We start from the raw sequence: 18144 nt of genomic DNA on the forward strand, positions 1-18144 counted from the left end.
GGCCGGGTCATCCTGGGGATGTACGCCGTTGCTGCCCGGGGATGACGCGGATCGTGCCGGGTACTGCGAAGGTGGTCGCGTGGGGGAAACCTGGACGGTCTGGCTGCTCGCCGCGCTCGCGGCGGCCGGCGTGACCGTAGGGTGGCTGGCGGTGGCGCTGGTCCGGGCCCGCCGACGGCACCACCGGGCGCTCGGCGAGCGGAGTTGGCTGCTGGAGCGGGAACGGGAGGGTGCCGCCCGGGTCGCGGTCGAGGCGGAGCGGGCCCGGATCGCCCGGGAGCTGCACGACATCGTCAGCCACAACGTGAGCCTGATGGTGGTGCAGGCCGGGGCGGCCCGGGAGGTGCTGGCCAGCATGCCGGACGAGGCCGCCGCGGCGCTGCGCGCGGTCGAGACCGCCGGCCGGGACGCGATGACCGAGCTGCGGCACCTGCTGGGCCTGCTGGCACCGGCCCCGGACGGGGCGGACACCGTCGCCGACCGGTCGGGGCTGGACCCGCAACCCGGACTGGGTCGGCTCGGCCCGCTGGTCGACCGGATCGCCTTCGCCGGGCTGCCCGTCGAGGTACGCATCTCCGGGCAGCCTCGCCCGCTGCCGCCCGGGATCGACCTGACCGCGTACCGGATCGTGCAGGAGGCGCTGACCAACGCGCTGCGGCACGGCGACGGGGAGAAGGCCGAGGTGACCATCAGGTACGCGCACAACTATCTGCGGGTGGAGGTGCTCAACAGCGGCCCGAGCGTGCTCTCCGGCGGGCGGTCCCCGGGTGCCTCCTCCGGCGGGCGGTCCCCGGGTGGGCAGTCCACAGCCGAGCGGACAGGATCCGGCGGCTCCGCACCGGGCGGGGAGTCCGGCGCCGGACGGGGCCTGCTGGGGCTGCGCCAGCGGGTCGCGGTCTACGGCGGCGACCTGGACGCCCGGCGCCGGCTCGGCGGCGGTTACCGGGTCCGCGCCCGCATCCCGCTGGACCGACCGTGACGGCGGCCGGGGAGCCGGCGCCCCGGGTACTGATCGTCGACGACCAGGCGCTGGTCCGGACCGGGTTCCGGATGATCCTGACCGCACGCGGCCTGGACGTGGTGGGCGAGGCCGCCGACGGGGTCGAGGCGGTGGCGGCGGCGCACGAGCTGCGGCCGGACGTCGTACTGCTGGACATCCGGATGCCGAACATGGACGGCCTCCAGGCGGCCCGGCGGATCCTGGCGCGGTCCCCGGGCTGTCGGGTGATCATGCTGACCACCTTCGACCTGGACCGGTACGTCTACGCCGCGCTGGCCGCCGGAGCCAGCGGCTTCCTGCTCAAGGACGTCACCCCGGAACACCTGGCCGCCGCCGTTCGGCTGGTCAACACCGGCGACGCCCTGCTGGCCCCGTCCATCACCCGGCGCCTGGTGGAACGGTTCGCCACCACCGACCCGGCACGCGGCGCCACCAACCCGGCACGCGGCGCCACCGACCCCGGCCGGGGCGCCGGTGATCCCGGCCGGGGCGGGCGGGCGGCCGGGCAGCGGGAACTCGCGGCGCTGACGCCCCGGGAGCGGGAGGTGCTGGCCCTGCTGGGTCGCGGGCTGTCCAACGCCGAGCTGGCGCACCGGCTGACCCTGCGCGAGGCGACGGTGAAGACCCACGTCGCCCGGATCTTCGCCAAGCTCGGCCTCCGGGACCGTGCCCAGGCCGTGGTGCTGGCCTACGAGACCGGGCTCGTCGCGCCCGGCGACCCGACCGGCTGACCGGCGCACTCGTCCGCCGGTCAGGACAGCGGGCGGACGATGTCCCGGGCGTGGTCGACGACCGCCGCGCCGACCACGGTCGCCTCGACCGGCAGCACCTCCAGGCAGCGCCGCACCGCCGCCGCCATCAGGGTGTTCGGCACCCGCATCGAGAGGGTGCAGTGCGGCACCCAGCGGCCGGGGCGGTATAGCTCACTGACCGGCACGTCGGCCCGGGTCAGCCGCTCGTGCACCAGCGCCTGGTGGGCCAGCAGCTCCGGGGTGGGAGTCGGGCCGAGCCAGAGCACCCGGCCGACGAACTGGCCGGCGTACTGGAAGGAGAGCCGCAGCGGCGCGGCCACCACCGTCCCGGCCAGTGCCTCGGCGACCTGTTCCGGATCGAGCTGGGCAGCGACGGCCAGAGAGACGTGTGGGCGGTGCCGCTGACCGAGCAACGAGCGGAGGCTCTGCACACCCTCGGATTCCAGGGCGTCCCAGAGCACTCGGATCCGTCGGGTGGCGTCGGTGTCGAGATACAACTCCAGGGCGGCGACCACCCGACCACCTTAGGGGCCGGGTGTTCGCCCACCCATACCAATTACCGGGGCGACCCCGGGCGAGCGGTGGGAGCGCCGGCGCCCCCCGTCGACGGTCACCCGCGCTGCGGGCTGCCGACCGGAAACCGGACGCTGCACAGCGACATGCTCCGGAGCCGGACGCCTGGGGCGGTCGGCCCGGGGCGAGAAGCGTGGCCGTACCCGTTCGGCGGCGGACCGCTGCGGGGTCGGCCGACGACGCAGCACCAACCAGACCGCCAGGCCGCCGAGTGCGGCGCCCATCAGCACCGCCAGCACGAGGCGTACGGTCCCGGTGAAGACGGCCTGCCCGATCGCGGTGCCCAGCACCCAGCGCGTCACCCATCCGGTGGCCCCCGAATGTCCCCACTCGCCGCTGTTCGGCCCCGTCGGCATCGCCCCTCCGCCCGTCACGCGCGGTGTCGCGCCCCACCACCGTGCCCGGCAGGACATCGGGAAAACCGCCGGCTCGGTCCCCTTGGCACCATGTGAAAAGGATTCGGTCCTGGTGGCACCGCCGTTCCGGTGGCGATCACTCCGCTGTCCGACCGACAGTTCCGGGCGAGCGGGGGCTGACTCCGTGTCCCGCCGGAGTCGGCCCCCGCCACCCGCCCCCGGAAGGTCGTCCGGCGGCGGCTCCGGCTGCCTATCGCAGACCGTTGGCGACCGCCGTGATGAGTTCACCGTTGCTGGTGTCGCCGGAGAGTTCCCAGAAGAACGCGCCGCCCAGCCCCTGGCTCTTGGCGTACGACATCTTGCCGCCGATGGTGGCCGGGGTGTCGTAGCTCCACCAGTTGCTGCCGCACTTCGCGTACGCCGTGCCGGCGATGGTGCCGGTGGCCGGGCAGGTGTTCTTGAGTACCTTGTAGTCCTCGATGCCCGCCTCGTAGGTGCCCGGTGCCGCCCCGGTGGCCGTACCGCCCGGGGTGGCCTGGGTGACCCCGGTCCAGCCCCGGCCGTAGAAGCCGATGCCGAGCAGCAGCTTGCTGGCCGGGATGCCCTTGCTCTTGAGCTTCTGGATCGCCGCGTCGGACCAGAAGCCCTGCTGCGGAATCCCGGCGTACGAGGTCAGCGGCGAGTGCGGGGCCGTGGGGCCCTGCGCGGCGAAGGCGCCGAAGTAGTCGTACGTCATCGGCATCAGCCAGTTGAGGTTGTTGATCGCACCGGCGTAGTCGGCCGCGTCGATCTTGCCGCCGTTGCTGCCGTCCGCGGTGATCGCGGCGGTGACCAGGTTCGACGAGCCGAACCGGCCACGCAGCGCGGAGATCAGGTTCTTGAACGCGTTCGGGCCGCTGGCGTCACAGGTCAGGCCGCAGGCGTTCGGGTACTCCCAGTCGATGTCGATGCCGTCGAAGACATCGGCCCAGCGCGGGTCCTCGACCAGGTTGTAGCAGGACTCGGCGAACGCGGCCGGGTTCTGCGCGGCCTGGGTGAAGCCGCCGGACCAGGTCCAGCCGCCGAACGACCAGATCACCTTCAGGTGCGGGTACATCCGCTTGAGCTTGCGGAGCTGGTTGAAGCTGCCGCGCAGCGCGCCCGCGTCCCAGGTGTCGGCGACCCCGTCCACGCTCTCCGCCGCCGAGTACGCCCGGTCGTAGTCGGCGTAGCTGTCGCCGATGGTGCACCGGCCGCCGGTGGTGTTGCCGAAGGCGTACAGGATGTGGGTCAGCTTGGCGGCCGAGCCGCTGGTGTGGATGTTCTTGACGTGGTACGCCCGCTGGTAGACGCCCCACTGGGCGAAGTAGCCGACCACCTTCTGCGCGCCCGGGTTCGGCGGCGGGGTGGTGGTCGGCGGGGTGGTCGGGGTGGGGGTCGGGCTCACGGTCGGCCGGGGCGTGGTGGGGGTCGGGCTGGGAGTGCCGCCACCGCCGCAGGCGCCGCCGTTGACGGTGCAGTTCGCCGGGGCCCGGTAGCCACCGCTGCCGATGTAACCCCAGGTCGCCGAGGCGCCCGGGGCCAGCGCGCCGGCCCAGCTCTTCTGCACCGCCACGTAGCGGTTGCCGCTGCGGGTGACGTCGGCGTCCCAGGAACTGCTGATGGTGGTACCGGCCGGCAGGTCGAACTCGACCCGCCAGGTGGCGACCGGCGCGTCGGTGCCGTTGGTGACGGTGACCCTGACCTCGTGGCCGGAGCCCCAGTCGGAGGTGGCGGCAAAGCTGGCGGTCAGGCTGCCGGCGCCGAGGGCCGCGGTGATCGGGACCACGGCGACGGCCACCGCGGCCGCGACGCCGGCCCACAGCGCCCGGCGGATGGATCTCCTCATGGTGGCGTCTCCCTTATTGATAGGAAACTTTCCAGATAGTGAGGCGACGCTACTCAGCAGTTCACCGCTTCGTCAAGATGTCCATATTTCGATTCGGTACGCGGGACCCGGGCGCCACCACGGAACGGACGGGCGACCGGCGGCCGAGCGACGGCTGCCGGGGCGGTGGCGGGCAAGTGGGTGGGAAGTGATCCTGCGGACGGCGGCGCCCGGTAGCCTCTGGGCCATGACCGAGCGGAAAGTGAATGCCAGTCGGGAACGGCGAGCGGGACGCGACGACAACCGGCGCGGGGACATCAGGTGAGCGTCTTCGACGTCCAGATCGGAGCGCTCACCGGCGACGGGTTCGTCGGCCTGGAGCAGTTCCGGGGCAACGCCATGCTGGTGGTCAACCTCGCCTCCAAGTGCGGGCTGACCCCGCAGTACGCCGGGCTACAGACCCTGCACCAGAGGTACGCGGACCGCGGGCTGATCGTGCTCGGCGTACCCAGCAACCAGTTCGCCGACCAGGAGCCGGGCACCCCGGCCGAGATCGCCGAGTTCGCCCGCTCCACCTTCGGGGCGACCTTCCCGATGACCGAGAAGATCGACGTGAACGGACCCGGCCGGCACCCGCTCTACGCCGCGCTGGTCGACACGGCGGATCCCGGTGGACACTCCGGCGACATCCGGTGGAACTTCGAGAAGTTCCTGGTCGGCCCGGACGGCATCGCGGTCGCCCGGTTCGCGCCGCAGGTCGAGCCGGAGTCGCCGGAGATCACCGCCGCCATCGAGCGGGTACTGCCGAGGTAGTAGGGGCGTCGGGCGTCAGAGCCAGCCGCGTTCGTGGGCCTGCCAGCCGAGCTGGAGCCGGGAGCGGGAGTTGGTGCGCTCCATCAGCACCTGCACCCGGCGTACGACGGTGCGGCGGCTGATCCCGAGCCGGGCGCCGGCCGCCTCGTCGGTCAGGCCCGCCACCAGCAGCGAGAGCAGGTGCCGGTCCTCGGCGGTGATGCCCACCGCCGTCGACACCCGCTCGGGCCCGGCCGCCGACAGCGGTGTCGCCTGGGTCCACAGCGTCTCGAAGAGCGCCACCAGGGCGTCCAGCAGGCCGCACGGGTGCACCAGCAACGCGGCGTTGTGCGCCGACGCGGTCCAGGCCAACGGCAGCAGCGCCAGGGTGCGGTCCGCGACCGCCAGCTTGGTGGGGAGCGCGACGGCGAGTCGGGCCAGTTCACCCGCGCGGATGTGCGCGGCCACGCTGGCCGCGAACTCGGGGTCGTCCAGCGCGCTGCTGTCGTAGACCGCCCGGTAGGTCACCCCGGCGGCCTCCCGGTCGAGCTGGGTGGTGTTCACCGAGGTCGGGATCGCGTACGGGGGCGCCACCAGCACCCGCATCTCCTGCCGCGCGCTGCGCTGCACCCGCTCGAAGGCCCGGCCGACCGCTGCCCGCCCCGAGACGATCTCGATCAGCTCTTCGGTACGCCGGTTGCTCGCCCGCCCCTGCGCCTCGGCGGCGAGCCGGTGCGCCGCCTCCCGGGTCAGTTCCAGTTCCGCGTACCGGCGCCGGATCAGGTGCTCGACGGCGAGGTCGGGCGGCACGGGTACGACCCGGTCGGCCGGTGGCGGGGTGCGGTGCACGAAGCCCTCGCGTTCGAGTACGCCGACCACCCGGCGTACCCGTGCCTCCGACAGCCCTAGCCGGTCCGCGAGGTCGACCAGCCGGGCGCCGCCCTGCCGGATCAGCGCCAGATACGCCGACTCCTCCACCGCGCTCAGCCCGGCGAACTTCAGCACGACCGAACCTCCTGGCGCATCTAGGTCATGGCGCAGTTGCGCTCACTCCGGATCCTTTACCGGCCTGGTGACGAAGTGTGACGCTGCCCGATGATCTAGCAGCACGTCAAGGGAGCTTTCGTGGTCAAGTCACCACGTACGGTCGTCGCGTTCGCGGTCGCCGTCGCCATCCTGGCCGCCGGGGCCCCACCGGCCGCCGCCGGGCCGTACGGTGGCGCAGTCGCGCCAGCGGTCCGCTCCGGACCGGCGGCGGTGCACACCGTCACCCTGGTCACCGGGGACGTCGTCCGGCTCAGCACCTTTGCGGACGGTCGGCAGGTCGCCGAGGTGGACGACCGGGGCCCCCGGAAGGGGCTCGGCTTCCAACTCTCCGAACGCGACGGTGACCTGCACGTCACGCCGTACGAGGCGCTCCCGCTGGTCACCGCCGGGCGGGTGGACCCGGCCCTGTTCAACGTCACCGACCTGGTGGCCGAGGGCTACTCCGACGCGGCCCGGTCCACCCTGCCGCTGCTGCTCACCGGCGCCCCCGCCGGACCGGGACTGCGGGCCACCGCACCGGCGACCCCGGCCGGCGCCACCCGGCACCGGGAACTGCCCAGCATCGGGGCGATCGCGGTCGGCACGGAGAAGTCCCGGGCCGCCGACTTCTGGTCCGCCGTGACCGGCGGTGCCGGCAACCGGTCGACGGCCGGCCCCGCGGTGGCCGGGGCCGGCACCCTGGCGAGCGGGTTCGGGAGGCTGTGGCTGGACCGGCGGGTCAGCGCCGACCTGGCCGATAGCGTGCCGCAGATCGGCGCCCCGCAGGCGTGGCGGTCCGGGTACGACGGCCGGGGCGTGAAGGTCGCCGTCCTGGACAGCGGCTACGACCCCAGCCACCCCGACCTCGCCGGCCGGGTCAGCGCGGCGGCCAGCTTCACCGGTACGCCCGACACCACCGACCGGGTCGGGCACGGCACCCACGTCGCCGCCACCATCGCGGGCGCCGGCACCACCGGTCGGACCGGCGACCGGCGGGACGCCGGGGGTTCCGGCGGCACCGGGCCGGGCGGCAAGGGCGTCGCGCCCGGTGCCCGGCTGCTGATCGGCAAGGTGCTCGACGACCACGGGTCCGGAGACCTCTCCGGGGTGATCGCCGGCATGGAGTGGGCGGTGCGCCAGGGCGCCCGGGTGGTCAACCTCAGCCTCGGCGGCCCGGCCGCCGAGGGACCGGACCCGGTCACCGAGGCGCTCGACGCACTCTCCGCCAGCTCCGGCGCGCTCTTCGTGGTCAGCGCCGGCAACGCCGGCCCCGGCCGGCGGACAGTCAGCACGCCGGGCACGGCGGACCGGGCGCTGACCGTGGGCGCGGTCGACGGCCGGGACCGGATGGCCGACTTCTCCAGCCGTGGCCCGCGACTCGGCGACGGTGCGGTCAAGCCGGAGATCACCGCCCCCGGGGTCGGCATCGTGGCGGCCCGCGCCGCCGGGACCACCCTCGGCGAGGTGGTCGACGCCGGCCACACCTCGATGTCCGGTACCTCGATGGCCGCTCCGCACGTCGCCGGGGCGGCGGCACTGCTCGCCCAGCGGCACCCGGACTGGCGGGCCGACCAGCTCAAGGCGGCCCTGGTCAGCAGCGCCGTCGAGAACCGGGACACCCCGGTCTGGGCCCAGGGCGCCGGCCGGGTGGACGTCGCCGGGGCCCTGAACCAGCCGGTCACCGTCGACACCGCGACGCTCGCCCTGGGCCGGGTCCCGGCCGGTACGCCGGCCCGGAGCGCCACCGTCGGCTTCACGAACCCCGGTCGCCGGCCGGTCACCCTCACCCTCTCCGCCGAGGTCCGCGACCTCGGCGCCGACCAGCGGCGGGCGGTCGTCGGCGTCTCGCCGGCCCGGCTGACCGTACCGGCCGGCGGGCGGGCCAGCGCGGTCGTCCGGCTCGACCCGACCCGTACCGCCCCGAACCTGTACGCCGGGGTACTGACCGCCCGGGGCGGCGGCGCCGAGCTGCGTACTCCGATCGGGTTCCACGTCGTGCCGCCGACCCGGACGCTGACCATCGAGGCGGTGGACCGCCAGGGTCGGCCGCCGGCCGACTTCTACAGCCGGTCCCAACTGTTCAACCTGGACACCGGAGAGGAGCACTGGGCGCACTTCCTCGGCGGGCAGCCCGCCACCGTCGAGCTGCCGGCCGGCCGCTACGCCCTGGCGACCTGGATGTTCAGCATGTCGGCGTCGGGCTTTCCCGAGGACGCTACACTGCTCGCCGAGCCGGAGCTGACCGTCGAGGCGGACCGGACGGTGCGGCAGGACGCCCGGAGCGGCCGGGAGATCCGGATCGACACCCCGGACCGGACCACGGCCACCCAGGCCGCACTGGTCTGGCAGCGCGGTACGGCGGCGGTGTCGCTGCTCTCCGGCGAGTCGTTCAACCTGGACACCATCCGCCGGGTCTACGCGGCGCCGACCCGACCGGTGTCGACCGGTACCTTCCGGTTCTTCAGCCGGTGGGACCTGACCGCGCCGGTGCTCACCGCCACGGTGACCGGCCCGGACGGCTTCCCGGTACCGGAGCCGCGAAAGGTCGACGGTGCACCGCTGCTGGACGGCCGGAGCAGCGCCCGGCTGGTCGACGGCGGCGACGGTACGCCCGCCGAACTGGCGAAGGCCGGAGCCCGGGACGCGGTGGTGCTGATCCGGCTCGACCAGGGCGGCGCGGAGGATCCCGGCGTCGCGCAGTTGCGGGCGGCGGGTGCGGCCGGAGCGCGGGCGGTCTTCCTGGCCGGGCCGACACCGGGCTTCCACGAGGTCAACGGCTACGGCTCGCCGGTGCCGGCGTACCGGGTGGAGGCGGTCGTCGCACAGCGGCTCCGGGAACGGCTGGCGGTCGGGCCGGCGACGGTCGCACTGGACGCCGTCGCCCGGTCGCCGTACCGCTACGACCTGCTGCTGCCGGAGTCGGGCCGGGTGCCGGAGGACCTGCACTACCGCACCGCCGAACTCGCGCTGGCCACCGTGGAGTCCGAGTTCCACCAGCACGCGCCGGGGATGGTGGCCCGGGAGACCCGGGCCGGCTACCCGGACGGGGTGTCGACCGGGTTCGGCTTCAGCCGGACCATCACCGCCGCGCACCGGCGTACCGACCACGTCAGCACCCGGGGCGTCGCCTGGCGGAGCGCGGGAATCCTGGAGGCGTACCAGGTCGGCAACCCGCAGGGGCAGATGTGGGGGCCACTGCGGGCGTACCGGGCCGGTGAACGGGTTCGGGAGGTGTGGTTCCCGGCCCTGACCCGGCCCGCCGTGCCGGCGACGGTGACTCCGGACCACGCGTACGGGCTGCCGGTGAACCGGGCGCACGACGCGATCCGGGTCGCCGTCCCGCAGTACGCCGACGGCGCCGCCACCGCGTACGGCTGGGTCGACGGCCGCTCCGACCGCAGCGAGCTGACCCTGAGCCGGGACGGCAGGGTACTCGGCCGGAGCAGCGCGTCGGCCACCCAGTTCACCGTGCCGGGCCGCACCGGTCGCTACCAGCTCCGGCTCGACGTCGCCCGGGACTCGTTCGCCGGCCGGCCCTGGTGGACCACCTCCACCGCCACCTCGACGACCTGGACGTTCCGCTCCGGGCGACCGCACGGGGACCGGCCGGTGGTACTGCCGCTGCCCCAGCTCGGCTACGACATCGAGACCGACCTGGCCAACACGGTCCGGGCCGACCGGCCGTACCGGCTGGTACTGCGCCCCGGCTACCAGCCCGGGGCGACCGGACCCGGCCGGTTCACGGTGCGGGTCGCGGTCTCGTACGACGACGGGGCGCACTGGCGGGACGCGACCACCCGGGGCGGCCGGGAGGTGCTGGCGACCCTGCCGGCCGCCCCCGCCGGGGCGCGGTTCGCCACCCTCCGGGTGACCGCGGTCGACCGGGACGGCAACGGTGTCGAACAGACCGTCGTCCGGGCCTGGCGAGTGACCGGCCTGACCTGAGGCGCGGGTCTGCGACGCTGGATGGATGCGAGCGGCGGTCGGCCGGGAGTGCCGGGTTCTGCTGCACAGCCCCGTGCTGTGGTGCGGCCCGGTGCTGCTGGTCGCCGCCGTCGTGCTGCTGATGCCGGTCAACGCGGGCTACCACGACTTCTGGGTCAACTACGACCCGCAGGGCGACGACCAGCTCCTGGCCGGGTACTACACCGGCGGCGTGCAGACCGCCACCTCCGGGTTCCTGGTCGGGCACCTGCTGGCCCTGCTGCTCGGGGCCGCGCTGGTGCTGGCCGACTACGCGCCGGCCCGACTCGCCGGCCCGGATGGGGCGCCCGACCCTCGGCGGGTACTGCCGGGCAAGCTGACCGTGGCCGCCGGTGCGGGTCTGCTGCTGGCCCTGCTCAACGCGGCGGTGAGTATCCCGCTGGCCGCCTCCGACCTCGGCACGCCGCCGAGCCGGGCCCGGGTCGAGGCGGCCGGGCTCTCCTTCGACCCCGACCTGCTGGCCGATCCCGGGGTACGCCTGACCATCGCCGTCGGGCTCGCGATGTTTCCGCTGCTCGCCGCGGTCGGGGTGGGGCTGGGCGCGCTGCTCGGCACCTGGTCGAGGCTCTTCGCCGTACTGGTGCTCTGGGGGCTGGCGTCGATCGTGGTCGGTGGCGCGGTCAGCCTCTCCACCCCGCGACCGCCGGCCCTGGTGTTCGGGCTGTTGCTGGCGGGTTTGCCGATCAGCGGCCACGTCGCCATCGGCTGGGGTGCTCTCGCCGCGTCCCCGGTCGGCAGCGGCGGCGTACCGACCGGGTATCCCGAACTGGCCTCCGTCGCCGCCCTGGCCGGCGGCCTCGGCTATGCCACGTTCGGCTACCGGCTCGGCGCGGCGCTGCTCCGCCGCCGCCTCGCCGAGCGGCAGCTCACCCGTCCGGGGAATTGACCTGGTCCGACCAGGCCAGAGCGGCAGTCCTGGCATTACGTAACGATTAGATCACTTAGCGTGGCGTGATTGCTCCTCCCCCGGGTCTTCGGGACCCTGTCCCCGGCGCACCCGGCCCCGCCGAACATCCATTCGCGACCACCGCCGGCCGGACGGACGGTGGGTGCGATATTCCGGGCCACCGGGCCGATACCCTGCCCGCCACATCCCAGGAGGCGTGATGGAGCACCTCGATCGACCTGTCCAGACCGTGCGGCGGATCGCCGCGGCGGTCGCCGCCCTCGGCCTCGGCCTCGGCCTGTCCACCGCGGTCGCCAGTCCGGCCGGTGCCACGGCCACCGTCGGCTACGTCCGGCTGGCCCACCTGTCGCCGGACACACCCGCCGTCGACGTCTACCTCGGCCCGGCCGGCGGCTCGACCGAACCGCAGGTGTTCAAGGCGGTCGGGTACGGCGTGCTGTCGCCGTACCTGCCGCTGCCGACCGGGCCGTACGCCGTCGCGATGCGCCGGGCCGGCGCGCCGGCCAGCGATCCGCCGGTACTCACCACCAGCGTGTCGGTGAGGTCCGGCGAGGCGTACACGGTCGCCGGGGTCGGCCGGTACGCCGAGCTCGGTCTGAAGGTGCTCGACGACGACCTGAGGGCGCCCGCCGAGGGCCGGGCCAAGGTACGGGTGGTACAGGCGTCGGTACGGGCACCCGTGATCGACGTCGCGGTCGCCGACGGGCCGAGCATCGCCGACGCCGTACCCTTCGCCACCACCACGCCGTACCACCAGGTCGAGCCCGGTCGGTCGACGCTGCGGCTGTCGGCGACCGGAGCGACGGCGACCACGGCCGACGTGTCGCTGCGGGACGGTACCGTCTACTCGCTGCTGGTGCTGGACGCGAAGGCGGGCGGGTTGACCACCGAACTGCGGGTCGACGCGCGCGGCGGAGTGGTGGTGCCGAACGGCGGGGTGGACACCGGGGCCGGTGGCACGGCCGGGCCGGACGATCCGGCGTACCCGCTCGGGCTCGCCGCGGTCGGCGCGCTCGGCGCGGTCGTCGTCGCGGCGGCCGCCAGGTCCGCGCTGCGCCGCCGCCGGCACCCGTGACCGCGGCCCGAGCCGTGCCCGGCGGCGTCAACCTGCTGCTCTGCGCGGTGCTCGGGGCGAGCCTCGGCGTCGCGCTGACCGGCGACGCGGTGCCGGCACCGCTGCCGGTCGCACTGCCGGGACCGGTCGCGCTGCCGGAGCCGGTCGGGGCGCCGGACTGCCCGGACGGCTGCCCCGGCACCCCGGCCGACGCCAGCCGCCGGGCACCCACCGGCGCGCCGACCCGGGTACGCATCCCGCGGATCCGGGTCGACGCCGCCCTGACCCGGCTCCGGCTGGACCGGTCCGGCCGGCTCGGCACCCCCCGCGACTTCGCCGAGGCCGGCTGGTACGCCGCCGGCACCGCACCCGGGGACGTCGGGCCGGCGGTGCTGGCCGGGCACGTCGACTCGACCACCGGACCGGCGGTCTTCGCCCGGCTCTCCGAGCTGCGCCCGGGCGACCGGGTCGAGGTGCGGCGCGGCGACCGGTGGATCCCGTTCCGGGTGACCGGGGCCAGCCGGCACGCCAAGGACGCGTTTCCGACCGACGCCGTCTACGGCCCCACCCCCGGCCCGGAACTGCGGCTGATCACCTGTGGCGGCGCCTTCGACCGGCCCAGCCGGCACTACCGGGACAACCTGGTGGTCTTCGCCGTCGCCGAAGCGCCGGTGGTGATCCCCGAGTCGGCCGCCGGCTGAGGCCCGACCCACCGCCGCCGGCCGAAGCCGGTGGGGTCAGACCGGGCGCCGGCCCGAGAAGCCGCACTCCACCCGGTGGTACCACCGCAGGTCGCTGTCCCCCTCCAGCCAGCACCAGAGCACCTGCCGACCGGCCCGCTCGCCGGGAAAGTCGAGCAGTACCGGGGCGAAGCCCTTGACCTGGATGTCGTGCCCGGTCAGCTCCTCCAGGATGCCGAAGATCCGCGCCTCCAGGCCCTTGACCTCGGCCAGCCCGCCGAGCGGGCTCGTTCCCCGGTCGGTCAGGTCGGCCCGCAGCTCGGCCAGGTCGGCGCGGAGCACGATCAGCTCGTCGATCCGCGGGCGCAGCGTCGCGATCAGGTGACGTGCCTGGGCAAGGGTGAACACGCGCACAGTATGGGGCCCCGAACCCGGATCGGACCGGACGTACGGCTCAGTCGTTCTGCGCCGCGATCTCCCGCGCCCGGTCCCGGGCCGCCTCCAGCGCGGCCAGCAGCGCCGCGCGTACGCCGTGGTTCTCCAGCTCCCGGATCGCCGAGATGGTGGTACCGGCCGGCGAGGTGACCGCCTCGCGCAGCTTCACCGGGTGCTCGCCGGAGTCGCGCAGCATCACCGCCGAGCCGATGGCGGTCTGCACGATCAGCTCGTGCGCCACCTGGCGGGGCAGCCCGAGCAGGATGCCGGCGTCGACCATCGCCTCGACCAGCAGGTAGAAGTAGGCCGGGCCGGAACCGGAGAGCGCGGTCACCGCGTCCTGCTGGGATTCCGGCACCCGGATGGTCGCGCCCAGCGGCCGGAACATCTCCTCGGCGAGTGCCAGGTGCGCGGCGGTGGCGTGCACCCCGGCGGAGATCGCCGTCATCGCCTGGTCGACCAGGGCGGGTGTGTTGGTCATCACCCGGATCACCGGGGTGCCCTCGGGCAGCCGCCGGGCGAAGAAGTTCGTCGGCAGCCCCGCGCAGAGCGACACGACCAGCTTGTCGGCCGGCACCTTAGGGCCGATCTCGTCGAGCAGCGCGCCGGCGTCCTGCGGCTTGACCGACACCGCGAGGACGTCCGCCTCGGCGACCGCCGCCAGGTTGTCCACCACCCGTACGCCGTACCGGGTGGCGATCTCCTCGGCGCGGCTCTGCCGCCGGGTGGTCGCCAGCAGCCGGTCGCCCGGCCAGCCCGCCCGGAGCAGCCCGGAGAGCATCAGTTCACCGATCTTGCCGGTGCCGATCACGGCAACGGTGTGCGCTCCCGGCGCCATCGCTCCTCCTCAGATGGAAGCCGTCAAGCCCTCGCGGGCAGACGGCCGCTCGGGCTGGGGGTGACCGGCCGCGCCCGGCGGAGAGATCGAGCCCGGCCGCTCGGAGCCGGCTGCGGCGGCCACCCCCACCACCACGAGTCGTCAGCTACCGAAGAAGACCTCGGCCTCGGTGTAGCGGTCCAGCGGCACGGTCTTCAGCTCGCGGGTCGCCTCGGCCAGCGGAACCCGAACGATGTCGGTGCCCTGCATGGCGACCATCTTGCCCCAGTCGCCCTCGTTGACGGCGTCGATCGCCTGCAGGCCCAGCCGGGTGGCGAGCACCCGGTCGAACGCGGTCGGGGTGCCGCCGCGCTGGATGTGCCCGAGTACGACCGTCCGGGCCTCCTTGCCGGTCTTCGCCTCCAACTGCCCGGCGAGCCACTGCCCGATGCCACCGAGCCGGACGTGCCCGAAGGCGTCCAGTTCCTGGTTGTGCAGCACCATCTGACCGTCGAGCGGCTGGGCGCCCTCGGCGACCACCACGATCGGGGCGTACTGCTTCTGGAAGCGCTTCTCGACGTAGGTCGCGACCTGGTCGACGTCGAACTGCCGCTCGGGCAGCAGGATCACGTTCGCGCCACCGGCCAGACCGGCGTGCAGGGCGATCCAGCCGGCGTGCCGGCCCATCACCTCGACGACCAGGGTGCGGTGGTGGCTCTCGGCGGTGGTGTGCAGCCGGTCGATCGCCTCCATCGCGATGTTCACCGCGGTGTCGAACCCGAAGGTGTAGTCGGTGGCCCCCAGGTCGTTGTCGATCGTCTTCGGCACACCGACCACCTGGACGCCGAGCTCGTGCAGCTTGGTGGCGACGCCGAGGGTGTCCTCGCCGCCGATCGCCACCAGCGCGTCCACGCCCTGCTGCGCCAGGTTGGTCTTGATCTGCTCGACCCCGCCCTCGATCTTGAAGGGGTTGGTCCGGGAGGAGCCGAGGATGGTGCCACCGCGCGGCAGGATGCCCCGCACCTCCGCGATGCCGAGCGGCTTGGTCAGCCCCTCCAGCGGGCCGCGCCAACCGTCACGGAACCCGACAAATTCGTGGTCGTAGCTGGCGACGCCCTTACGCACCACCGCTCGGATCACCGCGTTCAGACCCGGGCAGTCACCACCACCGGTGAGCACGCCGATACGCATGATCTGCTTCTCCTCCAGGAGCTTCGAGTGAGCCCGTCAAGCCCCAGGGTGTAAGTCAGGTCAGACCGTCGGCGTCGTTGCCGGCCCGGGGCGGGCCGTCATTGCGCACTGTAGTCGCCCGCCCGGGACCGGACCACCGCGCCCCGGGCAGCGTCGGCGTGGCTGAACCGATGATGTCTTCGGGGTGAACGGAGCACTCGCCCGCCCGGCACTCCGCCCCGGAGGAGCGGACGGAGCGATAACCATGATCATCCACCGAGCCGCTCCGGGTCCGGCACGGATGATCACGAGCCTCGTTCAGCCGGTTCGTCGAGGGACGATCACGAGCCGGTTCAGGACTGCGCCGGCCGGGCGTGCATCGCCTGCCAGCGGGCGAGGTTGTGCCGGGCGTCGACCAGCGCGTCGTGCCGGTCGGACGCGGCGTCCGGCAGCGGCGGGCTGCCCCGGTCCTCCCAGCGCTGGCGCAACTCCTTGGTGAACCGGGGGATCTCCCGGGGCAGCGCCGGCATGGCTCCCCAGAGCTGGGCGAGCGCCACGTGGTCGTACGCCGCGTACCAGGCCCAGAGCTCCAGCTTCTCCCCCGGCCGGTCCCGGACCGGCTCGATCAGGAACTCGTAGAGATCGTCCCGGATCCGCTCCCGGGAGCGCCACGCCCCGTCGCCGGGCGAGGGCAGCTTGTCCAGGACGTGCCGGCGTACCCACGGCACCGCCCGGGAGTCGTCGAACTCGGTGGAGACCGCGTAGAACTCGCGACCGTACTCGTCGACGACGCCGATTGACACGAGGTCGACGAGCCGGCCGTCCTCGATGAACTCGCAGTCGTAGAAATAGCGGTAGACCATCGCCGCCATCCTCGCCCATCCGTCCCGCCGTACGGGAATCGGGGGTGGAATTTCCACCATTCGGCGCCGACGCGCCCGGCCGGGCTACCAGACGGGGCGGGTCGGCGTGGTGATCCCTAGGTGTCGGCGGATCACCACGCCCTTCCCTGCCGGCCGGCGCCCCCACGCCGGTCGGCACCCGGGTCCGCCGCGGCCGGCCAGCGGTACTGGCTCGCCCTCCGGCCGGTCGCGGCTCCCCGCGCCCCCACGTATCCGCCACGCCCCCGTACGGTCCCCACCCAGTGGCGGATCTGACGTCAGAATGCCCGCTGGTCAGCGGCAGAACTGTCACAGAAGTGATTTGAGGGGTGTACAGCAAGCGACACGACCGTCATGATCTGATGTGTACCGCTACCGGACCCTACCGGTATCAGTTTCACCTTGCTTCTCCGGTCGGTTGCGGGTCGACCGAGAGCAAAACTGGGATATTTACCGGGGAGGGGTTGAGCCGTGGAGGTTCGCCTGCCTGAGCCGGGCGACGCCCTCACCGGCGTCGACATGTTCGCCGGCCTGGAGCCCGAGGTGCGCCAACGGGTGATCGCCGCGGCGGTGCCCCGCACCTACCGCAAGGGACAACTGCTGTTCGTCGAGAACGATCCCGGCGAGTCCCTGATCGTGCTGCGCCGGGGAGCGGTCGCGGTGTTCCGCACCGCGCCGACCGGCGAGCGCGCGGTGCTCAACGTCATCCGCCCGCCGGACGTGCTCGGCGAGGTGTCCCTGCTGGACGCCTCCACCCGGTCGGCGTCCGCCGAGGCCATCGAGGACTGCACCGCCCTGGCGCTGTCCCGTGGCGCGTTCATGGAGCTGGTGCACTCCAATCCGCGCATCCTCGACGCGGTGATGCGGTCGCTGGGCGGGCTGATCCGCCGGCTGACCGAGCAGAACGCCGACCATGTCTTCCTCGACCTGCCGGGTCGGGTCGCCAAGACGCTGGTCCGGCTGGCCGGCGAGAGCCAGGCGCCCATGATCACTATCGAGCTCAACCAGAGCCAGTTGGCCGAGATGGCCGGCGGCTCGCGGCAGAGCGTCAACCAGGCCATCGGGTCGTTCGCCAGCCGGGGCTGGCTGCGTACCGAGGGGCGGCGGATCGTGGTGACCGACGTCGCGGCACTGCGTCGCCGCGCCGGCATGGCCGAGCGCTGACCCGTCCGCCGGCCGGCGGCACCGGGCAATCCCCGACAGCCACCGGCAGCACCGTCGTCGCGGTACCCGGCCCAGGAACTCCCGTGCACCGAACGCACCCGGCCACGGCGGCACGATCGAGGCCCGCAGCGCGGCGGCACCGTCGACAGTGAACCTTGCCGGCCTCCCCTGGTCGGTTCGGCGTGGCCGCGGGTAGCGGTCGGGGTCGCCGCGCCGCGCTGTCCAGGTTGAAGCGTTCGGTATCCGGTCGACGGGCGCGGCGGGCGTTCCGGGCCGGAGAGCGACGGCGGCGGGCGTTGGGGGCCAGAAGCGACGGCGGGCGTTCCGGAGACCGACAACGGTTTCCGGAACGCCCGGTGAGGTGCGGGGCTCCGAACGATCAGGTCGCCCCGGGCCAGTTGGTCGTGTCCCGGCTGCCACCGCTGGTCGCCCCCGGCCAGTCGGGGTTCTCCCCGCCGACGATGCCGGCGGCCTGGAGCTTCGCCAGGGTAGCGGCGTCCACGTCGATCATGTCCCCGGAGGAGTGGCCGACGCCGTCACCGTCGGTCCATTCCTTTTCCAGTCGGACGTACACCATTGCCCATCTCCCTGATAATCGTCGATCGGTAGGCGCCAATGACTGTATCTTGGATCACTATGGGTGGGACTGTCCGCTAGCTAACAGCCCGGTTCCCGACACCGGGGCCGGACGCTGATACTCGGCGGTG

At 73.7% G+C, this 18144-nt stretch carries 17 protein-coding genes; 8 read left to right on the plus strand and 9 right to left on the minus strand.

Translation table 11 applies throughout. From position 1 onward, the window contains the following. The first annotated feature begins 103 nt into the window (after positions 1-103). Positions 104-979: a histidine kinase gene (locus tag AAH979_RS10495; protein ID WP_346258005.1), complete on the plus strand. Its 876-nt coding sequence runs from the start codon at positions 104-106 to the stop codon at positions 977-979. Then, positions 976-1731, plus strand: coding sequence for a response regulator transcription factor (locus AAH979_RS10500; protein ID WP_346257885.1), 756 nt, complete (start codon positions 976-978; stop codon positions 1729-1731). Before AAH979_RS10495 ends, AAH979_RS10500 begins: the two co-directional genes overlap by 4 nt. Before the next feature lie 20 nt (positions 1732-1751). Here the strand turns inward: AAH979_RS10500 and AAH979_RS10505 are convergent, their stop codons facing one another. From AAH979_RS10505 to AAH979_RS10515, 3 genes are all read right to left on the minus strand, one after another. Beyond that, on the minus strand, positions 1752-2267 hold the full coding sequence (locus AAH979_RS10505) for a 2'-5' RNA ligase family protein (RefSeq protein ID WP_346257886.1): 516 nt from the start codon (positions 2265-2267) through the stop codon (positions 1752-1754). A 9-nt stretch (positions 2268-2276) separates the two neighbouring features. Next, positions 2277-2681: a hypothetical protein gene (locus AAH979_RS10510; RefSeq protein ID WP_346257887.1), complete on the minus strand. Its 405-nt coding sequence runs from the start codon at positions 2679-2681 to the stop codon at positions 2277-2279. A gap of 250 nt (positions 2682-2931) precedes the next feature. Then, positions 2932-4548: a glycosyl hydrolase family 18 protein gene (locus tag AAH979_RS10515; RefSeq protein WP_346257888.1), complete on the minus strand. Its 1617-nt coding sequence runs from the start codon at positions 4546-4548 to the stop codon at positions 2932-2934. A gap of 300 nt (positions 4549-4848) precedes the next feature. On the opposite strand from AAH979_RS10515, the gene AAH979_RS10520 reads away from it, so the two are divergent. Next, on the plus strand, positions 4849-5340 hold the full coding sequence (locus AAH979_RS10520) for a glutathione peroxidase (RefSeq protein WP_346257889.1): 492 nt from the start codon (positions 4849-4851) through the stop codon (positions 5338-5340). Between the two features lie 15 nt (positions 5341-5355). Here AAH979_RS10520 and AAH979_RS10525 read toward each other — a convergent pair whose 3' ends face one another. Then, positions 5356-6324 (minus strand): helix-turn-helix domain-containing protein, encoded by a 969-nt coding sequence (locus tag AAH979_RS10525; protein ID WP_346257890.1) that lies wholly within the window; start codon positions 6322-6324, stop codon positions 5356-5358. Between the two features lie 120 nt (positions 6325-6444). On the opposite strand from AAH979_RS10525, the gene AAH979_RS10530 reads away from it, so the two are divergent. From AAH979_RS10530 to AAH979_RS10545, 4 genes are all read left to right on the plus strand, one after another. Then, positions 6445-10290, plus strand: coding sequence for a S8 family serine peptidase (locus tag AAH979_RS10530; protein WP_346257891.1), 3846 nt, complete (start codon positions 6445-6447; stop codon positions 10288-10290). A 25-nt stretch (positions 10291-10315) separates the two neighbouring features. Continuing rightward, positions 10316-11215, plus strand: coding sequence for a hypothetical protein (locus AAH979_RS10535; RefSeq protein WP_346257892.1), 900 nt, complete (start codon positions 10316-10318; stop codon positions 11213-11215). Positions 11216-11435: 220 nt separating this feature from the next. After that, the gene (locus tag AAH979_RS10540) at positions 11436-12311 is read left to right on the plus strand and encodes a DUF4397 domain-containing protein (protein ID WP_346257893.1); all 876 of its coding nucleotides are present in this window, start codon (positions 11436-11438) and stop codon (positions 12309-12311) included. Continuing rightward, positions 12308-12991 (plus strand): class F sortase, encoded by a 684-nt coding sequence (locus AAH979_RS10545; protein ID WP_346257894.1) that lies wholly within the window; start codon positions 12308-12310, stop codon positions 12989-12991. Before AAH979_RS10540 ends, AAH979_RS10545 begins: the two co-directional genes overlap by 4 nt. Positions 12992-13027: 36 nt before the next feature. On the opposite strand, the gene AAH979_RS10550 is transcribed toward AAH979_RS10545, so the two are convergent. The 4 genes from AAH979_RS10550 to AAH979_RS10565 form a co-directional block, all read right to left on the minus strand. Next, on the minus strand, positions 13028-13378 hold the full coding sequence (locus tag AAH979_RS10550) for a DUF2203 domain-containing protein (RefSeq protein ID WP_346257895.1): 351 nt from the start codon (positions 13376-13378) through the stop codon (positions 13028-13030). A gap of 46 nt (positions 13379-13424) precedes the next feature. Then, a complete protein-coding gene (gene proC / locus AAH979_RS10555; RefSeq protein ID WP_346257896.1) occupies positions 13425-14243 on the minus strand; it encodes a pyrroline-5-carboxylate reductase in 819 nt (272 codons plus the stop codon). Positions 14244-14384: 141 nt separating this feature from the next. Then, positions 14385-15413, minus strand: coding sequence for a 6-phosphofructokinase (locus AAH979_RS10560; protein WP_346257897.1), 1029 nt, complete (start codon positions 15411-15413; stop codon positions 14385-14387). Between the two features lie 332 nt (positions 15414-15745). After that, positions 15746-16255 (minus strand): polyadenylate-specific 3'-exoribonuclease AS, encoded by a 510-nt coding sequence (locus tag AAH979_RS10565; protein ID WP_346258006.1) that lies wholly within the window; start codon positions 16253-16255, stop codon positions 15746-15748. A gap of 489 nt (positions 16256-16744) precedes the next feature. On the opposite strand from AAH979_RS10565, the gene AAH979_RS10570 reads away from it, so the two are divergent. Further along, positions 16745-17437 (plus strand): Crp/Fnr family transcriptional regulator, encoded by a 693-nt coding sequence (locus AAH979_RS10570; RefSeq protein ID WP_101367233.1) that lies wholly within the window; start codon positions 16745-16747, stop codon positions 17435-17437. 379 nt (positions 17438-17816) lie between these two features. On the opposite strand, the gene AAH979_RS10575 is transcribed toward AAH979_RS10570, so the two are convergent. Beyond that, positions 17817-18014, minus strand: a complete 198-nt coding sequence (locus tag AAH979_RS10575) for a hypothetical protein (protein WP_346257898.1) — start codon at positions 18012-18014, stop codon at positions 17817-17819. Positions 18015-18144: the final 130 nt, after the last annotated feature.

This window comes from Plantactinospora sp. ZYX-F-223 (assembly GCF_039649625.1).
In the GTDB taxonomy this organism is placed as follows: Bacteria; Actinomycetota; Actinomycetes; order Mycobacteriales; family Micromonosporaceae; genus Plantactinospora.

Bases quoted from the DNA above. Each gene is read 5' to 3' on its own strand.
- AAH979_RS10510 (WP_346257887.1), bottom strand. From the start codon at position 2,681: ATGCCGACGGGGCCGAACAGCGGCGAGTGGGGACATTCGGGGGCCACC.
- AAH979_RS10515 (WP_346257888.1), bottom strand. From the start codon at position 4,548: ATGAGGAGATCCATCCGCCGGGCGCTGTGGGCCGGCGTCGCGGCCGCG.
- AAH979_RS10535 (WP_346257892.1), top strand. From the start codon at position 10,316: ATGCGAGCGGCGGTCGGCCGGGAGTGCCGGGTTCTGCTGCACAGCCCC.
- AAH979_RS10540 (WP_346257893.1), top strand. From the start codon at position 11,436: ATGGAGCACCTCGATCGACCTGTCCAGACCGTGCGGCGGATCGCCGCG.
- proC (WP_346257896.1), bottom strand. From the start codon at position 14,243: ATGGCGCCGGGAGCGCACACCGTTGCCGTGATCGGCACCGGCAAGATC.
- AAH979_RS10560 (WP_346257897.1), bottom strand. From the start codon at position 15,413: ATGCGTATCGGCGTGCTCACCGGTGGTGGTGACTGCCCGGGTCTGAAC.
- AAH979_RS10565 (WP_346258006.1), bottom strand. From the start codon at position 16,255: ATGGTCTACCGCTATTTCTACGACTGCGAGTTCATCGAGGACGGCCGG.
- AAH979_RS10575 (WP_346257898.1), bottom strand. From the start codon at position 18,014: ATGGTGTACGTCCGACTGGAAAAGGAATGGACCGACGGTGACGGCGTC.